Source organism: Paraburkholderia gardini (assembly GCF_907164545.1).
GTDB classification, from domain to species: domain Bacteria; phylum Pseudomonadota; class Gammaproteobacteria; order Burkholderiales; family Burkholderiaceae; genus Paraburkholderia; species Paraburkholderia gardini.
This window is the reverse complement of the sequence record NZ_CAJQZB010000001.1, coordinates 106,718-125,621: the sequence shown is the minus strand read 5'-3', so window position 1 is coordinate 125,621 and position 18,904 is coordinate 106,718. Positions and strand designations below refer to the sequence as shown.

Below are 18,904 nucleotides of genomic sequence, written 5' to 3'. Positions count from 1 at the left end.
CCGTTCGGCATATCAAACCGGCAACGCCCCCGGAAACGTCACCACCAGAAACAGAAAGGCCGTTCCATGCGCGACAACGCGCGTGGAACGGCCCTTGATGCGGTTGACCCCGCCGAACGGCTATTCGAGGTTTAACTCCTGGATCTTGCGCGTAATCGTATTGCGTCCGATACCGAGACGCTCCGCTGCTTCGACTTTACGTCCACGCGTGAAATCGAGCGCTTCGCGAATCACCGCGGCCTCGAAACGGCGCGACAGCTCGTCCATCACATCGGCCGAATTTTCGCGCAGCATACGGGCCACTTCAGTTCGCAATCCACTCTCCCACAGACTCACCGGCGGGGTTGCCGGCACGCCAGGCGTCGCGGAGAGCGGTGACGGCGACGACGCGCCGTTCGTTCCAGCCGCGGCCATTGCATTGCCGGCGGCGTCGGCGGCGAGCCCCCCGCCCGCGACAATATCCGCGTTACCCGCTGCCGGGGGCACGAGATCCGGCGGCAGATCCTTGATCTCGATCGTCTGCGCCGGCGCCATGACCGTCAGCCAGTTAGCCAGGTTCTCAAGCTGCCGCACGTTGCCGGCAAACGTGAGCGACGCCAGATACGCGAGCGTTTCGTCGGACACGCGCTTCGGCTCGACGCCCAGATCGCGTGCGCTCTTCTGCAGAAAATGACGCGTGAGCAGCGGAATATCCTCGCTGCGTTCGCGCAACGCCGGCAGTCGCAGACGGATCACGTTCAGACGGTGATACAGATCCTCGCGGAACAAACCCTGGCGCACGCGCGATTCGAGATTCTGGTGAGTCGCCGCGATGACCCGCACGTTTGCACGCAGTGGATTGTGCCCGCCGACACGATAAAACTGGCCATCCGACAGCACGCGCAACAGACGCGTCTGCAGATCGAATGGCATATCGCCGATCTCGTCGAGGAAGAGCGTGCCGTTCTCGGCCTGCTCGAAGCGACCTTGCCGCATCGCCTGTGCGCCGGTGAACGCGCCGCGTTCGTGACCGAACAGTTCGGATTCCAGCAGATCCTTCGGGATCGCCGCCGTGTTGAGCGCGATGAACGGACCGTTCGCGCGCGGGCTATGACGGTGCAGCGCGCGTGCAACAAGCTCTTTACCGGTGCCTGATTCGCCGGTGATGAGCACGGTTGCCGCGGAATGAGACAGCCGCCCGATCGCGCGAAACATGTCCTGCATCGCCGGCGCCTGGCCGAGCATTTCCGGTGCATCCGCGACGCGATCGTCCCACGTCTGTTCGCCGCGCATGCTTTCGTCGACCGCGCGGCGAATCAGTTCGACCGCCTTGTCGACGTCGAACGGCTTGGCGAGATACTCGAACGCGCCGCCCTGGAACGCCGCAACGGCACTATCCAGATCGGAGAAGGCCGTCATGATGATGACGGGCAGACCCGGCACGCGGTCGCGGACGGTCTGCAACAGATCGAGGCCGGAGCCGCCTGGCATCCGGATGTCGGACACCAGCACCTGTGGGCTGTCGTGATCCAGCGCGCCCGCCGCCTCGCGCACGTTCGCGAAACTGCGTGTCGCGAAATTTTCCCGTGCGAGGGCTTTTTCGAGCACCCAGCGGATCGATTGATCGTCGTCTACTATCCAGATCGGCTTCATATGGTCGTTCGGAAGTCTTGAGGTGCGTCAGCGAGTGTGCTGCACCCTTGAATGCCTGTCTGTCATGAACGGAACGGGCGATTACTCAAGGGGCAGCAGGATCTGAAATTCGGTGTGACCCGGCCGGCTTTCCACTTCGATCAGACCGTCGTGCTGTTGTACGAATGTCTGCGCGAGCGTCAGGCCAAGACCGCTTCCATCCTCACGCCCCGAAACGAGCGGATAGAAGATGCGGTCCCGGATATCCTCGGGAATACCGGGACCGTTGTCGATGATATGCAAGTCCAATGCCAGCTTACAAAGGCGTTTCGCAATCGTGACCTTGCGCGCGACGCGCGTGCGCAATTCAATACGCGCATCGCCTTGCAGAATACGTTCACGTAATGCTTCGGCCGCATTGCGCACGATGTTCAGGAGCGCCTGGATCAGCTGCTCCTTGTCGCCACGCAAGTCGGGCACGCTCACATCGTAGTCGCGCTCGATTGTGAGACCGCGCGGAAACTCCGCGAGAATCACCGCGCGCACGCGCTCGCACACCTCGTGAATGTTCACGTCGCCCACGATATGCGGATGACGGTGCGGCTCAAGCAGCCGGTCGACGAGCGTCTGCAGCCGGTCGGATTCCTTGATGACGACCTGCGTGTACTCGCGCAGCTCGTCGCGTTCACGCGCACTCAATTCGAATTCAAGCAGTTGCGCGGCGCCCCGGATGCCGCCAAGCGGGTTCTTGATTTCGTGCGCCAGATTGCGGATCAACTGCTTGTTCACTGCGGTCAGATCCTGGATACGCTCTTCGCGATCGGTGCGCAGATGTCGTTCGTTCTCGAAGAGTTCGAGTAGCACGTAGTCAGGCGCGCTCTCGAGAAAACCGACGATCGCATGCACATGCAGCGGTTCGTGGCCGGGCCGCTCGAGAACCGCATCGAGATGGGTCGCATGGAAACGGTGTTCGGCGATCGAGGCGATTGTGAGCAGCAACTCGTCCGCGCTCGAGAAAATATCCGGCCACATCATCTGCGTAAGTTGCCGGCGCGACAGATCAAGCATCGATTCGGCGGAAGGATTCGCGAACGCGACGCGCAACGTGCGCTTTTCCAGCACCAGCACAACCGTCGGCAACGCTTCGAATCCAGGCAGCAGACCGGATTCGAGGAGCTGGGCGTCGCTCGACAGCGGTTCGGCGTGCCCTTTCCTGGCCTTGATCAGATTCTTCAGATCCATCTTGTATCAATCTGGTCGGTATGAAACGGTGATGAGGCGAACACGGCTAATTCGAGGTACGGCAACAGCATTGAAAACGGTCCAGCAACGCTGCGCGAGCGCTCAACAAAAAAGGGACGGCGCCGCCGTCCCTTCGTGACCAGTCGCGAACGTTCGGACGCGCGCTTCGCCTTCCTCCGGCGAAGCGCCATCGCCACTTACAGCGAGTAGTACAGTTCGAACTCGACCGGGTGCGTGGTCATACGCACACGTTGAAGTTCCGCTTCCTTCAGTTCCAGGTAAGCGTCGATCATCGAATCCGTGAACACGCCGCCGCGCGTGAGGAACTCGCGGTCGTTGTGCAATGCGTCCAGCGCCTGGTCGAGGCCGGCACACACGGTCGGGATCTTTGCATCCTCTTCCGGCGGCAGGTCGTACAGGTTCTTGTCCGCTGCTTCGCCCGGATGGATCTTGTTCTGCACGCCGTCGAGACCCGCCATCATCAGCGCCGAGAAGCACAGGTACGGATTGGCCATCGGATCCGGGAAGCGCGTTTCGATACGGCGACCCTTCGGGTTCGACACGTGCGGAATGCGGATCGATGCCGAGCGGTTGCGTGCCGAGTAGGCCAGCTTCACCGGTGCTTCGAAGTGCGGCACGAGACGCTTGTACGAGTTCGTCGTCGGGTTCGTGATCGCGTTCAGGGCACGGGCGTGCTTGATGATGCCGCCGATGTAGAACAGCGCGAATTCCGACAGGCCCGCATAGCCGTTACCTGCGAACAGGTTCTGGCCGTCCTTCCAGATCGACTGGTGAACGTGCATGCCCGAACCGTTGTCGCCCACGACCGGCTTCGGCATGAACGTAGCCGTCTTGCCGTACGTATGCGCGACGTTGTGGACGATGTACTTCAGTTGCTGCGTCCAGTCCGCGCGCTGCACGAGCGTCGAGAATCTGGTGCCGATTTCGTTCTGGCCTTGACCTGCCACTTCGTGGTGGTGCACTTCGACCGGAATGCCGATCTGTTCGAGCAGCAGGCACATTTCCGAGCGGATGTCCTGGAACTGGTCGACCGGCGCGACCGGGAAGTAGCCGCCCTTCGTGCCCGGACGGTGACCCGTGTTGCCGCCTTCGAATTCCTTGCCCGACGACCACGGTGCTTCTTCCGAGCCGATCTTCACGAAGCAGCCCGACATGTCCGTGTTCCAGCGGACCGAGTCGAAAATGAAGAATTCGGGTTCCGGGCCGAAGAAAGCCGTGTCGCCAAGGCCCGTGCTCTTCAGGTACGCTTCAGCGCGCTTTGCCAGCGAACGCGGGTCGCGTTCGTAGCCCTTGCCGTCCGCCGGTTCGACGACGTCACAGGTCATGACGAGGGTCGACTCTTCGTAGAACGGGTCGATGAACGCCGTGTCGGCGTCCGGAACGAGCAGCATGTCCGAAGCTTCAATGCCCTTCCAGCCGGCAATCGAAGAACCGTCGAACGCATGGCCGCTTTCGAATTTGTCTTCGTCGAAGTGCGACACCGGCACCGAAACATGTTGCTCCTTGCCGCGCGTGTCGGTGAAACGAAAGTCGACAAACTTGACGTCCTCGTCCTTGACGAGTTGCATGACGTCGGCCACGGATTTACTCATAACCTATTCTCCTGATTAACGAATTCGGCGGATTCTGCCGCCGCCCAAATCTAGCTGACCCGCCACCGCACGTCTATCCGATCTGGCAGATCGGGCTAAAAAAACGGCGATTGAATCGATCGGGTCGTATAAAGCAGCTTCCATGCCAACATGTTCCAGACTGGCGCGAAAGCCTTCCACTACGCGCACTTACAGGGAATTCCGATACGCAAAACCGCGCATTGACCACGACGGCCCACATGAATACGCACCATAACAGTGCTCACAGTTAGCGAGACCAATCCATCCATCCCGTTTTGGTGCACAAAGTCATGTTTGCACCTCGATGGAGCATAACAGGCGTCCGGTGGATTTTGCACCGGCCGAACGGCCAGGTACGCGTGACGTAGCCTGCGCGCTAGAATGACCTTTTGGTTTCCAGCACGAAGGAGATTTGCCGTCATGAGCACGCTCGAACAGTTGTACGCGCAGGCCGAAAAACGGCGTGTCGAGAACCAGTTGCCGTACGCAGGCGCGCTTTCGCCCGCGGAGGCATTCGAGCTTTTTCAACTTGATCCGCGCACACGCCTTGTTGACGTTCGCACCCGCGCCGAGCTCGACTGGGTAGGCCGGCCGGTCATCGGTGATGGGCAATACGCCCACGTCGAGTGGACACGTTATCCGGGTGGCGTACCGAACCCGGAGTTTCTCGACCAGTTGGGCAAGGTTGCCGCGCAGGACACACCTGTACTGTTTCTGTGCCGCAGCGCAGCCCGCTCGAAGCTCGCTGCTATCGCTGCAACCCAGGTGGGCTTTACGCAGGCGTTTGACCTGCTGGAAGGCTTCGAAGGCGACAAGGACGGCCAGGGTCATCGGAAAACGGTCTCGGGCTGGTGTTTCCGCGGTCTGCCGTGGATCGGCGCGTGACGGGTGCCCGCGTTTTCTGTTCCTGGCTGATCGACGGAAAACGCCGGGCCAGCCGAAGCCACGCCGCTCACGGCAACCAGGCCGTCCATCCTGAGCGCGGGATGTGACACAACGATGATCTCGCGAGGCCTGCGGCCTCGCCGATAGCAACGCGGCTGGCAGCGAGAAAAACCGCCGGACCTGTTCAACCTCGCGGTTTCGCCTGCGCCGCGTCGAGTTCGACGATATCGCCACCGAGCAGATGCACGCCCGCGCGCAGCTTCACAAACGCCGCGGCAACCGCTTCGGGCTCACCTTTCACCCCCAGGTCGATGTGGCGACGGGCGTAGATACCGCCCCGCTCCGCATCGCCGACGCTCGGCAAGCTGAATACGCGCACACCTGGAAAGTCGTGCTCGATCTTTTCCATGAGCGGCGTGAGCGTCGATTCAGGCAACTCGAATACAAGAAGTGACTTTTCCGCGTGCGGCATCGCGTGGTGCAGATGCGCGTACTTCGTATCCAGCACCCATTCGATCATCGGCCACGCCATCACGGGGAAGCCCGGCACAAAGTGATGGTCGCCGACCGAGAAGCCGGGAATCTTGTTGTAACCATTCGGAATGATCGACGCGCCGCGCGGGAACGTGCCCATGTTCAGACGATGGCGGTTCTCCGGCGAATCGAGATCCGGCGGTGCACCGGAAGCATCCGCATGCATGTCGCTGATCCGCTCCTGGATCAGCCGGGCGGCCTCGGCATGCAGTTCGAGCGGGACACCGAGCGCAGCCGCGGCGCATTGACGGGTGTGATCGTCCGGCGTCGCGCCGATACCGCCCGTCGAAAACACGATGTCGCCCGAAGCGAACGAGCGGCGCAACGTCGTCGTGATGCGTTCCGGGTCGTCGCCGATGTATTCTGCCCAGCCTAACGCGAGGCCACGCTCCGTCAAAAGCTGGATGACTTTCGGCAGATGCTTGTCGGTTCGTCTGCCCGACAGGATTTCGTCGCCGATGATGATGACGCCAAATGCCATTGCCGCCTCTTCCTGAAAAATGGTTTCAGTACGGAACCGTCACTGCGGTGCGCGTCCCGTGTTCTTCCGCACGCATGCGCTGCAACGCGCGCAGGCAGTAATAACCGAACCACAGCGCCGAAAAGACCAGGATAAACGCATAGATCCAGATGGTCGCGGCCGTCACAACCGGAAACAGCACGATCAGCCAGACCGACGACGCCCAGAGCAGCGTCGGCAGCGAACCCAGCAGACCGCTCGCGACGCCGATCAGCAACAACGGCAACCGGTGCCGGCGCACCAGCGCGCGACGCTCCTCGCTGGTGGCATGTAACGCGAGCGCATCGTATGTCATGACGCGATACGTCAGCCAGCCCCACAACAGCGGCGGAATCAGCGCGAAGAATGGCGGCACGAGCCACAGCGGCAGCGTCACCACGAGCAGCACGAGACAGATGAGCGTCGTCCACAGCGCGTGAATCAGACTACCGTACCACGTTCCGCCGCGACGCATCTCCAGGCTGGCAAACTGCCTCGCGGCCAGGTGACGGATGACGGCCGGCATCGAAAGTGTCGCGATCAGCAGCAGCACGGTCACGACGATCAGCGGGATCGCGAGCGCAATCACGATGAACGGCGCGATCACCGCATGCAGCGACGAAAACCCGAGCCAGTCGAACATGCCATAGAGCGACGTGGTGAACGCCCAGCTCTCGAGCCACGCTCGCGTGGCATCGGTCCACGTCTGCCAGGAAAACCAGAGGATGACGCCCCATACGATCGCCGCCGCCGCGAACGGCATGAACGTCAGCCAGAGCATGCGCGGATGGAGCGCGCTGGAAAGTGCGCGCCCAAACGAGCGCAACAGGTCATTCATGCGAGCCAGATACCGGTGAATGAAGCGATGGATGGACGAGAAACAGGGCGACGGACGGAACGGTTGGCGAACAGGAGGTCAACGACGAACAACGTCGGACACACACGCCCGCTCAACCGTGATCATCGCCGGTCGAACTGTGGACAGGATAAACCAGGGACCGCGCCACCGGGAAAACCCGCTGCGGCAGCGCATATGAACAGAAGCGTTAGCGACGATGCGGTCGCTGATTGCAGGCGAAGCAAAACCAGACGAAGCGGAAGAAACGGGCGCAGTTCGCTCAGACGGGCGCGGCGTCGCTACCCTGCCCACGGCGCCCCGGTGCGACCCGCCGGGCAATGCGCACAAGCGCAAGCCAGTGCTGCGCCCAGAAACCGTCGCCGTACTGACGGCCCTCGAGCTGATCCCGAATACCGGTCGGCTCCATCTCGCGAACCCACGAAGCCGTCCGGAACAACTGATCCCACCACGGAAACAGCACGCCGAAATTGCATCCGTAGGTCGTGCCCTCATGGCCGTAACCCATTGCGTGATGCCGGCGATGGAACGTCGGGCTGACGAGCAGCCGCTCGCCCAGCCAGCCGAAATACATCCGGATATTGGCGTGCTGAACGCTCTGCGCGAGATTCGTAATGGCCACGAGTACGACGAACTGCGACGGCGGCACGCCAATCACCAGCGCGATCGCGGCGAAAAAGCACGCCTGCAGCACGTCGTCGAGCAGATGATTGCGGTCGTCGGACCACAGCGACATCTGACGCTGGCTGTGATGCACTGCATGCAGTTCCCACCAGAGCCCGAAGCGATGTTCGCCACGGTGATACCAGTACCCTGCGAAATCGAGCACGACCAGATACATCAGGAACGTGACGAGCGGTTGCGTGGTGACGCCGGGCCACAGGTTGTCGAACTCGATGTTCGCGATGTTATGCAGCCGCAGCCAGCCCTGTATGCCGTCGAAAAACGGTTGCAGCACGAAGAAGAAAAACAGGTTCAGGATGCCGAGCTTCGCGATCCACGTGTAGAGCACGTCGACACGCACCGCGTTGCGGTTCTCCCACCGCTCGACAGGGCACAACGCCTCCAGCGGTCGCAGCACGGCATACATGGCCAGTACCTCGAACACACCGACGATCACCCAGTAGAGGCTGTCGTAGGTGTCCTCGTCGTAGTCCATCAGGTCGAGACGAAACAGCAGCGGCTGCACGACGTCGACGTACAGCAGCGTCTGCACTGCGGAGACGAAACTATCGAGAGTCGAAAAAATCGTGTGGAACATGGTGCCTGCCGTGCTTTAACCCGATACGTCAATGCGTTACTTCAACCCGCTACTTCTGCATCATGCGTCGCCAGTGCGGGTGGCGACCTATGCGCCGTTCGGCGCCGTAACCGGCGCGCGATCGAAGAAATAGATGCCATGCGGCGAGCGTCCAACTGCGATCGTCTGGATCAGTTTACGCGTGGACAGATCGATGATGCCGATGTGCTTCGCAAACCGGAACGTCACCCACAGATAGCGCCTGTCGGCCGAAAGCTCCATATCGTCCGGCCCCGGCATCAGGCCCGTGATGTCGCCTACGTTCGTGAGCGTGTCTTCGTCGATGATGCTGATGGTACTCGCGACACGATTCGACACCGCGACGTGCCTGCCGTCAACCAGCGAGCGGAAGTTGTGCGCGCCCTTGCCCGTCGGAATCGTTTTCACGATCTTCTGGTTCTTCCAGTCGACCACCGCGACATAATCCGCCCCCGTCATGCCGACCAGCAGATATTTCTCGCCCGGCGTCATCCAGAGGCCAGCCGGCACCTTGCCGACCTTCATCTTCCACTTGACCTGCTGCGTGTTGAGATCGATCGCGGCGAGTTCGCCCGACACCTGCAACGTGACGAACACCGTTTTGCTGTCGGTCGTGAACGCCATGTGACTCGGCATCACGCCGAGCGGCAGACGGCTCGCAAGCGCCAGGTTGTGGCCGTCGTAGTGATAGATATCGAGCCGGTCGAGCCGCAGGCCCGTGGTGACCATCCACTTGTGATCCGGCGAAAAGCCGATCTGGTAGGGATCTTCGATGCCTTCGACCCAGCGCTGCACCTTGCCCGTTTTCGGATCGACGAACATCAGGTTGTTCGAGACCGAGTTGGCGACGATCAGCGACGAATTGTCCGGCGTCACCATCAGATGATGCGGTTCCTTGCCGGTTGGAATGGTGCCGACGACCTGGCGGGTCGCCTCATCGACCAGACTGAGCGTTGCCTCGCCGGAATTGAGGACGATCACGTTGTTCGCTTGCGCTACTGGAGAAAAAAAGCCCGCTGCGACAACCAGGGCAGCGCCCGCTGCCAGCGTACTGGTCAGGCGGGAAAGAAAAAAATTGCGCATGAAAACTCACGTCGGAGAATAGCCATCATTGTAGAACGTTTGCCCGCGCGCGCGGTTGACGCAGGTCGGCCTCACGCAGGAAAAAACGCGCGCCACCGGGACTGCGCTTACGGACCGCGCTCTGAGCCACTGCCGCCGACGATGGCCCGCAGTCGCAGGCAAACTCAGCTGCAATCCTCCGCGAACGGCTCTTGATCTCAATGTGCTCTGATTTTCACTCGTAAAAATAAGAATCCGATTAATCAATCAGCCTCGCATTTAATTTTCCCATAAAAATATCAGACTCCGATTAATTTTATCTGAATATATTTATATTCGTCTTAAGCCAAATAGCCATTGTGGATTTAAGAGTTAACTCATACCTGCTAAATCTGCCATACGGGAAAATCAGATCAAATCATTTTCCCCGCAACAAATCCCTGATCATTTCAGTGAGAAAACACTGTGCGACCCGTTTCGCACAGGACTTTCCACATCTATCTCATCCGCACTGTAATAGCCAGTAGCGGCCTGAGCTGGATTCTTATCGGTCGAAGAAAGCCTGCACAGGTCAATCGATCCGAAAGCAGACTCACTGATGAGTTCACGGTCTTAACATGGCAGAGTATTTCAGGAATGCATCGACCCTACGACCCATCCATCAACGTCAAACCTGACTTCCGTAACGCGCATCCTGTCTCGACCCTGCGCTCAATGCATGGGCGGATTTTAATCCGGTTCGCGACGGCGACCCTGCTGGCGACGGCTGGGGCCACATCGGCATATGCCTCGGCGTCAGCCCCTGCCGCCAGCGCTCCCCAACTGGAACAGGCGGCGGCGCCGATAACCTCCGCCGTAACCGTTTCGGCCGTCAGCGGCACCGATCCGTATTTCAAGGCAGATGGCGCCAACGACGATTCCGACAACGCCGTGGCTGCTGCCGGCTCCGGAAGCGTCGCGGCGGGCGCCAATGCACGTGCTACCGGCACGGCGGCTGTCGCAGCCGGTAACGGCGCGAGCGCCACCGGTGCGGATGCGGTTGCCGTCGGCGACGGCGCGGCCGCGACAAGCACCGGCGCCATCGCGATCGGCGGCAACGCGCGCGCCAGCGGGCTCGGTGCGATGGCGACCGGCAAGGACGCGAGCGCCACCGGCAACGGCGCGTTTGCGGCCGGTTATCAGTCGAAAGCCGTCGATCTCGCCACGGCAACCGGCATCTTCGCCACCGCGACGGGTTCGCGCAGCACGGCTGTCGGCGCGGCGGCGAATGCCAGCGGACTGTCGTCCGTCGCGATCGGCAACGGCGCCCAGGCCACGCGCGCGAACAGCGTTGCGCTTGGCGCCGACTCCACGACGTACGCGAATCTAGCCACACTCGCGTTCACGCCAGTCGGCGCGACGCTCATGATCGCGGGCGCCACGGCCGCCGGCGAAGTCTCCGTGGGTGCCGCCAGTGCGGAGCGGCGCGTCACGAACGTCGCCGCAGGTGCGGCCGATACCGATGCGGTCAATCTGAGCCAGTTGAAAGCGCTCGACAGCAAGGTCGAAGGCGCCGCGTTCTATGACCGCTACGCGGACGGCTCCTTCAACCGCAACAGTTTCACTCTCGGCGGCGATCCGGCAAGAGGCGGCACGGTGATTCACAACGTCGCGGATGGCGTCGATGCGCACGATGCAGTCAACGTCGCGCAGCTGAACGCCGTGAGCGCAAAGGCGGATCAGGCGGCAACCCGGGCCGAAAGCGCCGTCACCTACGACACGAACCCCGACGCCACCGTCAACCACAACAGCATCACGCTTGCCGGCAGCGCGACTGGCGGCGGGACGATCATCCATAACGTCGCGAACGGGATCGACGCATTCGACGCGGTCAACGTCGGCCAGTTAAACGCCGCGGTGGGCGACGCGATCGGGCACATCGCGGTCAATGCCGCCAATCCACTCTTCAGCGCCGATGGCGATCGCGATACCGAAGCCGCACAGTCGAGCGGCGCGCACTCCGTCGCGGCTGGCGCGAACGCCCGGGCAACCGGAACCGGCGCCGTCGCACTTGGTGCGAACACGGTCGCGAGCGCTGCGAACGCAACCGCACTTGGGGCGGGCGCCAGCGTCAGCGCGGACAACGCCGTGGCGCTTGGCGCGGGATCCATTGCGGATCGGGCGAATACGGTTTCAGTCGGCGCGGCGGGCGCGGAGCGGCAGATTGGAAACGTTGCGGCCGGCGTGCAGGGCACGGATGCGGTCAACGTGAACCAGTTGAACCAGGGCATGAGCGGCGCGGTCGGCCAGGCGAACCGTTATGCCGACGACCAGGTGCGGTCCGCCCGCCGCGATGCTTACGGCGGCACGGCTTCCGCGCTGGCGGTTGCCGGACTGCCGCAGGCAGTGTTGCCCGGTCACGGCATGGTGGCGGCCGCGGCCGGCACCTATGGCGGCCAGTCCGCCGTGGCGCTCGGCGTGTCGCAACTCTCGGGAACAGGAAAATGGGCCTACAAGGTCCAGGGCACCGCCAGTTCGCGCGGCGAATTCGGCGCATCGGCTGGAGCAGGCATGCACTGGTAACGCATCACGCGTGTGAGCGCAGCGGGCCACCGCACATGCGCCACACGCGAGCTCGCCTGGCGCCGCTCAGCGTTGCATCGATTCCCATACCTTGTGCAAACGCTTGACGGAGACCGGCATCGGCGTTCGCAGCTCCTGCGCGAAGAGCGAAATCCGCAGTTCCTCTAGCAGCCAGCGGAATTCCGTGAGCCGCGAATCCATCACGCCGCCGCGCTGCGCGATCGCACGCTGATAGTGCTGCAGCAGCGGCTGGAATTCCGCGAACTGGCGCGCATCGCGGGCCGGGTCGGCTTTCAGCTTGTCGATACGCAACGCGATCCCCTTCAGGTAGCGCGGGAAATGTGCCAGTTGCACATAAGGCGTATCGACGACAAAGCGTTTGCCGATCAGCGCATTCAGCTGGTTCTGCATGTCCGCATGCGCTGACGTGAACGATTTCGCCTGCACGAGCTTTTTGGTCACCGCGGCGTATTCGGCCAGTATCTGCCCGGCAAGGCGTGCGATTTCCTGGGCAAGCAGCGTCAGACGGCCGCGGCCTTCGTCGCGTCGTGTGTGGAACGTGAGGTCGTCATCGGGGAGCGGATCCTGCAGGCAGGCGCGATCGAGCGCCATGTCGACCAGCTGGTCGCGCAATTCTTCCTGCGTGCCGCGCGGCATGAACTGCATCGACATTTCGCGTATGCCCGGCAGGTTCTTCTCGAGATATTTGATCGGCTCGCGTAGCTGCAGCGCAAAGAGACGTCGCAGACCGGCGCGATGAATCCGTGCCGCTTCTTCGGGCGAGTCGAACACTTCGACGTCGCAGTGTGCCGTGCGATCCACGAGCGCCGGGTAGCCGAACAGGGTCTGCCCGCCACGGCGAATTTCAAGCAACTCGGGAAGCTTGCCGAAATTCCACGTCGTGAGGTTTTCGTATAGCGCGGTCACGGTATTGCTGCCCGCTGCCGCCGTCTGTGCCGTACTTCCACCCTGCCCGCCACGCGTGCCGGCTTTCGTGGAAGGCGACACCGATGCCGCATCGCGCGGCACCGCATCGCCGGAAACGTGTCCCGACAGGCCCGGTGCGCCGCCAGGCGCGGCGCCTGCCGCGATCTTCTGGAAATGTTGCTGCGCCTGGCCGCCGAGTTCAGCACGCAGTTGCGCAAGATTGCGGCCCATCGCAAGTTGCCGGCCGTGCTCGTCGATGACCTTGAAGTTCATGAACAGATGCGCCGGCAGCGTCTCGAGCTTGAAGTCCGACTGCTTCATCGCGATCTGCGTCTGTTCGCGCACATCGGCGATCAGCGCTTCGAGCAGACCGCCCGCGCCGAAACGCGGGCCACCGGTGCGCTGGACAAAACCCGCGGCGTACTCCGGCAACGGCACGCAGTGGCGGCGCAGCTTTTGCGGCAGCGACTTCAGGAGCAGTTGCACCTTCTCCTTCAGCATGCCGGGCACGAGCCATTCGCAGCGGCGCGCGTCGACCTGGTTCAACGCATAGAGCGGAACGGCCGCCGTCACGCCATCACGCGGCGAACCCGGCTCGAAGTGATACGTGAGCGCCATTTCGACGCCTGACATCGTCATGCGCTTCGGAAACAGATCGGTCGTGACGCCAGCGGCTTCGTGCCGCATCAGATCGTCACGCGACAGATACAGCAGACGCAGCTTGTCCCCGGTCTGCCCGCTCTTTTTAACTTCGTCCTTGTACCAGCGCTCGAACGACGCGCCTGTATAAATGCCCTCGGGAATCGCCTGGTCGTAAAAGCCGAAGATCAGCTCGTCGTCGACCAGCACATCCTGGCGGCGCGACTTGTGTTCCAGCTGCTCGATGTCGGCGAGCAGCTTGCGGTTATGCGCGAAAAACGCGAGCTTCGTATCGAACTCGCCCTCGACCAGCGCGCCACGGATAAACAGCTCACGCGCACGCGTCGGGTCCTGCCTGCCGAAACTCACACGCCGCCGGTGATACACCGGCAGACCGTACAGCACCGCGCGCTCGAACGCCGACACCTGTGCCGCGCGCTTTTCCCAATGCGGCTCGGACAGCGACTTTTTCAGCAGATGCGCACCGATCTGCTCGATCCACTCCGGCTCGACTTTCGCGATACAGCGGGCGTACAAACGGCTCGTCTCGACCAGTTCCGCGGCGATGACCCAGCGGCCCGCCTTCTTCACGAGCGCCGAGCCCGGCCACAGGTAAAACTTGATGCTGCGCGCGCCGAGATAGTACGGCTCGTCATCCGCCTTCAGGCCGATGTTGCCGAGCAGGCCCGTCAGAAGTGCCAGATGGATCTGCTCGAACGTCGCTTCGCTTTCGTTGAGCCGCCAGCCGTGCTCGCGCACCACCGTCAGCAACTGCGAATGCACGTCGCGCCATTCCCGCAGCCGCAGGTGCGACAGGAAATTCGCGCGGCACGCGTCGACCAGTTGCCTGTTCGATTTCTTGTGCGCGACGGCTTCCTCGAACCACGTCCAGATCTTCAGCCACTGGAGGAATTCCGAACGGTCGTCGGCGAAGCGGCGATGCGCCTGATCGGCCTGCTCCTGCGCTTCGACCGGCCGGTCGCGTGGGTCCTGCACGGACAGCGCGCTCGCGATGATCAGCACTTCGCGCAGCGCCTGCTGGTCGCGCGCGGCGAGAATCATCCGGCCGACGCGCGGATCGAGCGGCAGGCGCGCGAGCTCGCGGCCGAGCGGCGTCAGCGCGTTATCGTCGTCGACGGCGCCCAGCTCGTTCAGCAACTGGTAGCCGTCGGCGATCGCCCGGCCTGGCGGCGGCTCGATAAACGGAAACGTTTCGATTTCAGTCAGGTGCAGCGACTTCATCCGCAAGATCACGGACGCGAGCGACGAGCGCAGGATTTCCGGATCGGTGAACCGCACGCGGCCCTGGTAGTCGCTTTCCTCGTACAGACGGATGCAGATGCCATCGGCGACACGGCCGCATCGTCCGGCGCGCTGGTTCGCCGCCGCCTGCGAAATCGACTCGATCTGCAATTGTTCGACCTTGTTGCGATACGAGTAACGCTTCACGCGCGCGAGACCCGAGTCGACCACATAGCGAATGCCCGGCACGGTCAGCGACGTTTCGGCGACGTTCGTCGCGAGCACGATCCGGCGCGCGTTCGACGCCTTGAACACGCGCTCCTGCTCGGCCGCCGAAAGGCGCGCGAACAGCGGCAGGATTTCGGTATGCGGCGGATGATGCTTGCGCAGCGCCTCGGCGGCATCGCGAATTTCGCGCTCGCCCGGCAGGAACACGAGTACGTCGCCCGGGCCTTCACGGCAGAGTTCATCGACGGCATCGACGATCGCTTCCATCAGGTCGCGATCGGCATCGCGCTGCGATTTCTGGCGCTCCCGACGATCCGCGCGCTCGCGCCCGGACGACGTGCCCTCCGCCGATTTCACGGCGGGGCTGTCCTCGACGACGGGCCGGTAACGCACTTCGACCGGATACAGACGCCCGCTGACCTCGATCACCGGCGCGGGTTTTTCGTCGCTGCCGAAATGGCGCGCGAAGCGGCCGGCATCGATCGTCGCCGACGTCACGATCACTTTCAGATCGGGACGCTTCGGCAGGATCTCGCGCAGGTAGCCGAGCAGGAAATCGATGTTCAGGCTGCGCTCGTGCGCCTCATCGATGATGATCGTGTCGTAGGCCTTGAGGAGCGGATCGGTCTGCGTTTCGGCGAGCAGGATCCCGTCCGTCATCAGCTTCACCGATGCGCCAGGCGACAGGTTGTCCGTGAAGCGCACCTTGTAGCCGACCACTTCGCCGAACGGCGTGCCGAGTTCCTCGGCGATGCGCCGGCCCGTCGCCGACGCCGCGATCCGGCGCGGCTGCGTGTGGCCGATCAGACCTGAGCCGCCCGCGCCGGGACCGCGTCCGAGCGCCAGACAGATTTTCGGCAGCTGTGTGGTCTTGCCGGAGCCGGTTTCGCCGCTCACGATCACCACCTGATTCTCCGAGATCGCGCGGGCGATCTCGTCGCGCCGGCCCGACACGGGCAACGCTTCGGGAAACGTAATGGGCGGAACGGGGTTCGGCTCCACGACGCGCGCGGCACGCGGCGGTTTCTTTTCGCGCGGGGCGGCGGGGTCGTTTTGGGACGGCTGTTCTTCATGGCGCCGCTGACCGGACCTGGGCGGCCCGCCGTCGTTGCGCCGCTGCGCCGGGTTTCGCGGTTGGGCTTCGTTGCGCGAACGCTGCGCGCCGTGCGGTTGCACGGCACCCGGCGACGCCCCTTCCTTGCGCGGCGGCATCGCACTGTCCGCGCGTCCGGCTTCGCGCGGCGTTCCGTCACGGCGCTGCTGCCGCAGGTTTCGCCGTGCGTCTGGCGACGGTTGCGAAGTTCGCGGGGAAACCTGCGCCTGCGCCCGTTGCGCACGCGCATCATCCGGCTCGCCGGACGAAGGTTTTTTCGGGGATCGAGCCGCGTCTGGCTGCTCCGCTCCAGAAGCGCGTGACGGCGCGCTAACCGGGGGCTCCGGCGGCTTCGACTGCTTCTTTTGTGGCGGCCCGGGCGGCGGTTTTTGCTGCAAAAGCGCCTGGCGCAACAATGCCAGTGCATCCGTCCCGCGAGCCTGTTCTTTCTGTGCCGCCGGCTTCTGGCTACTGGCGCGATCGTCTCGCGCGGCTTTGGCGGCGTCCGTTTGTGACGCCTCCCGCGTATCGTCCACGGGGTTGCGCGGCGTGTGCCCCACGCCCGCGCGATCCTCGCGCGTGTGCGCCGGCTCGCCTCGCCCGCCCTCGGGCTTGTGATTCGCATTCACCGCAGTGGGACTTTTGGGTACGTTCGACATGGGGGCGCATTATAATCCCGGGCATGAATTCCCAAACCGACCTCGTCCCCACGCCCGCGAGCGTTCCGGCTTCGTCCGGCACCGCGGAAGACATCGCCCACCACGCGCAGTTCGTCGACTGGATGCGCTCGGTCGCGCCGTACATTCACGCGTTCCGCAACAAGACGTTCGTCGTCGGGTTCGGCGGCGAGGTGGTGCATCAGGGTCTTCTGAACGCGCTCGTGTCCGATATCGCGCTGCTGCAGGCGATGGGCATCCAGATCGTGCTCGTCCATGGTTCGCGACCGCAGGTCGAGGAGCAGATGAGCCTGCATGGCGTCGAGTCGGAGTTTTCGCACGGCATGCGCATCACCGATGCCCGCGCGCTCGAATCCGCGAAGGAAGCCGCCGGCGAAGTGCGTCTCGATATCGAGGCGGCGATCAGCCAGGGCCTGCCGAACACGCCGATGGCGCATGCGCACATCAGCGTCGTGTCGGGCAACTTCGTGACGGCGCGGCCAGTCGGCATTCTGGACGGCGTCGATTTCGCGCACACGGGCGTGGTGCGCAAGATCGACGCGGATTCGATCCGTCATTCGCTCGCGAGCCGCAAGCTCGTGCTGCTCTCGCCGCTTGGCTTCTCGCCCACCGGCGAGGCGTTCAACCTGAACATGGAAGACGTGGCTTCGGCGGCGGCGATCGCGCTGCGCGCCGACAAGATCGTGTTCCTGACCGAAACGGCCGGCCTGATGGATGAAGAAGGCGCGCTCATCCGCGAACTCTCGCTCGACGACGCCTACAAGCTGCACGAAAGCGGCGAGCTGCAGGGCGACGAGGCGTTCTACCTGAAACATTCGATCCGCGCGTGCCGCGGCGGCGTCGCGCGGGCGCACATCGTGCCCTACGCGCTCGACGGCAGCCTGCTGCTCGAACTGTTCCTGCACGACGGCGTAGGCACGATGATCTCGTACGAGAACCTCGAAAGCCTGCGCGAAGCGACGCCGGACGACGTCGGCGGCATTCTGACGCTGATCGAGCCGCTCGAGTCAGACGGCACGCTGGTGCGGCGCGGCCGCCACCAGATCGAACGCGATATCGATCATTTCTCGGTCATCGAGCACGATGGCGTGCTGTTCGGCTGCGCGGCGCTGTACCCGTATCCGCAGGAGCGCATCGGCGAAATGGCGTGCCTGACGGTGTCGCCGGAAGCGCAAGGCTCGGGCGACGGCGAACGGCTCCTCAAGCGCATCGAGCAGCGCGCACGCGCACGCGGCCTGACGCGCATTTTCGTGCTGACCACCCGCACCGAACACTGGTTCCTGAAGCGCGGCTTCGTGAAGGTCACGGTCGACGACCTGCCTGAAGACCGTCGCCGGCTCTATAACTGGCAGCGCAAGTCGCTCGTGCTGATGAAACAGCTCTGAACGGCCCAGACAAGGCGACTGCCGCCCCACACTGATACAGGAGAAACACAGCATGGCTCGTATGGTTCAATGCGCGAAGCTCGGCAAGGAAGCCGAAGGCCTCGATTTTCCGCCGCTGCCGGGCGAACTCGGCAAGCGCATCTATGAAGGTATTTCGAAGGAAGCGTGGCAGGCGTGGCTCAAGCACCAGACCATGCTGATCAACGAAAACCGCCTGAACATGGCCGATCCGCGCGCCCGCCAGTACCTGATGAAGCAGACGGAGAAGTTTTTCTTCGGCGAAGGCGCCGATCAGGCCGCTGGCTACGTGCCGCCGCCGCAAGGCTGATTTCCGCCATCCTCGAGAAAAATCCGCGCGCTGCGCGGATTTTTTTTACCCGATAGCGATACTTTTCGCCGGGTTTTCACTCTGTCGGCGAGCAGGAATTCACCCGCTTACGCTGCTCATCGCCCCCGCTTTCAGGCCGCTTTTTCATTCCCGCACAATCCGCCCGATCGCCCGCCAGGCGTGGGATCGAGCAAGGTCAGGCAGCCCCCGGCCGGCCGCCG

12 protein-coding genes are annotated in these 18,904 nt (G+C 63.1%); 4 read left to right on the top strand and 8 right to left on the bottom strand.

Annotated elements, in window-relative coordinates:
* Positions 1–120: 120 nt before the first annotated feature.
* The 3 genes from ntrC to glnA form a co-directional block, all read right to left on the bottom strand.
* Positions 121–1,632, bottom strand: a complete 1,512-nt coding sequence (gene ntrC / locus LPA37_RS00525) for a nitrogen regulation protein NR(I) (RefSeq protein ID WP_228975759.1) — start codon at positions 1,630–1,632, stop codon at positions 121–123.
* Between the two features lie 81 nt (positions 1,633–1,713).
* Entirely contained in the window at positions 1,714–2,853 is a 1,140-nt protein-coding gene (glnL, locus tag LPA37_RS00520) for a nitrogen regulation protein NR(II) (protein WP_228975761.1), read from the bottom strand.
* A gap of 197 nt (positions 2,854–3,050) precedes the next feature.
* The gene (gene glnA, locus LPA37_RS00515) at positions 3,051–4,466 is read right to left on the bottom strand and encodes a type I glutamate--ammonia ligase (protein WP_228975763.1); all 1,416 of its coding nucleotides are present in this window, start codon (positions 4,464–4,466) and stop codon (positions 3,051–3,053) included.
* A 441-nt stretch (positions 4,467–4,907) separates the two neighbouring features.
* On the opposite strand from glnA, the gene LPA37_RS00510 reads away from it, so the two are divergent.
* Complete coding sequence (locus LPA37_RS00510) at positions 4,908–5,372, top strand: rhodanese-like domain-containing protein (RefSeq protein WP_228975764.1); 465 nt, start codon at positions 4,908–4,910, stop codon at positions 5,370–5,372.
* A 184-nt stretch (positions 5,373–5,556) separates the two neighbouring features.
* Here the strand turns inward: LPA37_RS00510 and LPA37_RS00505 are convergent, their stop codons facing one another.
* The 4 genes from LPA37_RS00505 to LPA37_RS00490 form a co-directional block, all read right to left on the bottom strand.
* Positions 5,557–6,387: a competence/damage-inducible protein A gene (locus tag LPA37_RS00505; RefSeq protein WP_228975766.1), complete on the bottom strand. Its 831-nt coding sequence runs from the start codon at positions 6,385–6,387 to the stop codon at positions 5,557–5,559.
* A gap of 25 nt (positions 6,388–6,412) precedes the next feature.
* Positions 6,413–7,243 (bottom strand): EI24 domain-containing protein, encoded by an 831-nt coding sequence (locus LPA37_RS00500; protein WP_228975768.1) that lies wholly within the window; start codon positions 7,241–7,243, stop codon positions 6,413–6,415.
* 280 nt (positions 7,244–7,523) lie between these two features.
* Positions 7,524–8,522, bottom strand: coding sequence for a sterol desaturase family protein (locus tag LPA37_RS00495; protein WP_228975770.1), 999 nt, complete (start codon positions 8,520–8,522; stop codon positions 7,524–7,526).
* A gap of 87 nt (positions 8,523–8,609) precedes the next feature.
* Positions 8,610–9,623 carry a YVTN family beta-propeller repeat protein gene (locus tag LPA37_RS00490; protein ID WP_228975772.1) on the bottom strand — a complete coding sequence of 338 codons (1,014 nt, stop codon included), beginning with the start codon at positions 9,621–9,623 and terminating at the stop codon, positions 8,610–8,612.
* A gap of 909 nt (positions 9,624–10,532) precedes the next feature.
* Here LPA37_RS00490 and LPA37_RS00485 point away from each other — a divergent pair.
* Positions 10,533–12,164: a YadA family autotransporter adhesin gene (locus LPA37_RS00485; RefSeq protein ID WP_228975775.1), complete on the top strand. Its 1,632-nt coding sequence runs from the start codon at positions 10,533–10,535 to the stop codon at positions 12,162–12,164.
* A gap of 66 nt (positions 12,165–12,230) precedes the next feature.
* On the opposite strand, the gene hrpA is transcribed toward LPA37_RS00485, so the two are convergent.
* Positions 12,231–16,412: an ATP-dependent RNA helicase HrpA gene (hrpA, locus tag LPA37_RS00480; RefSeq protein ID WP_229011011.1), complete on the bottom strand. Its 4,182-nt coding sequence runs from the start codon at positions 16,410–16,412 to the stop codon at positions 12,231–12,233.
* Positions 16,413–16,975: 563 nt separating this feature from the next.
* Between hrpA and argA the strand changes: the two genes are divergently transcribed.
* Positions 16,976–18,355 (top strand): amino-acid N-acetyltransferase, encoded by a 1,380-nt coding sequence (gene argA, locus LPA37_RS00475; protein ID WP_228975786.1) that lies wholly within the window; start codon positions 16,976–16,978, stop codon positions 18,353–18,355.
* A 52-nt stretch (positions 18,356–18,407) separates the two neighbouring features.
* Positions 18,408–18,683 carry an oxidative damage protection protein gene (locus LPA37_RS00470; protein WP_228975788.1) on the top strand — a complete coding sequence of 92 codons (276 nt, stop codon included), beginning with the start codon at positions 18,408–18,410 and terminating at the stop codon, positions 18,681–18,683.
* Positions 18,684–18,904: the final 221 nt, after the last annotated feature.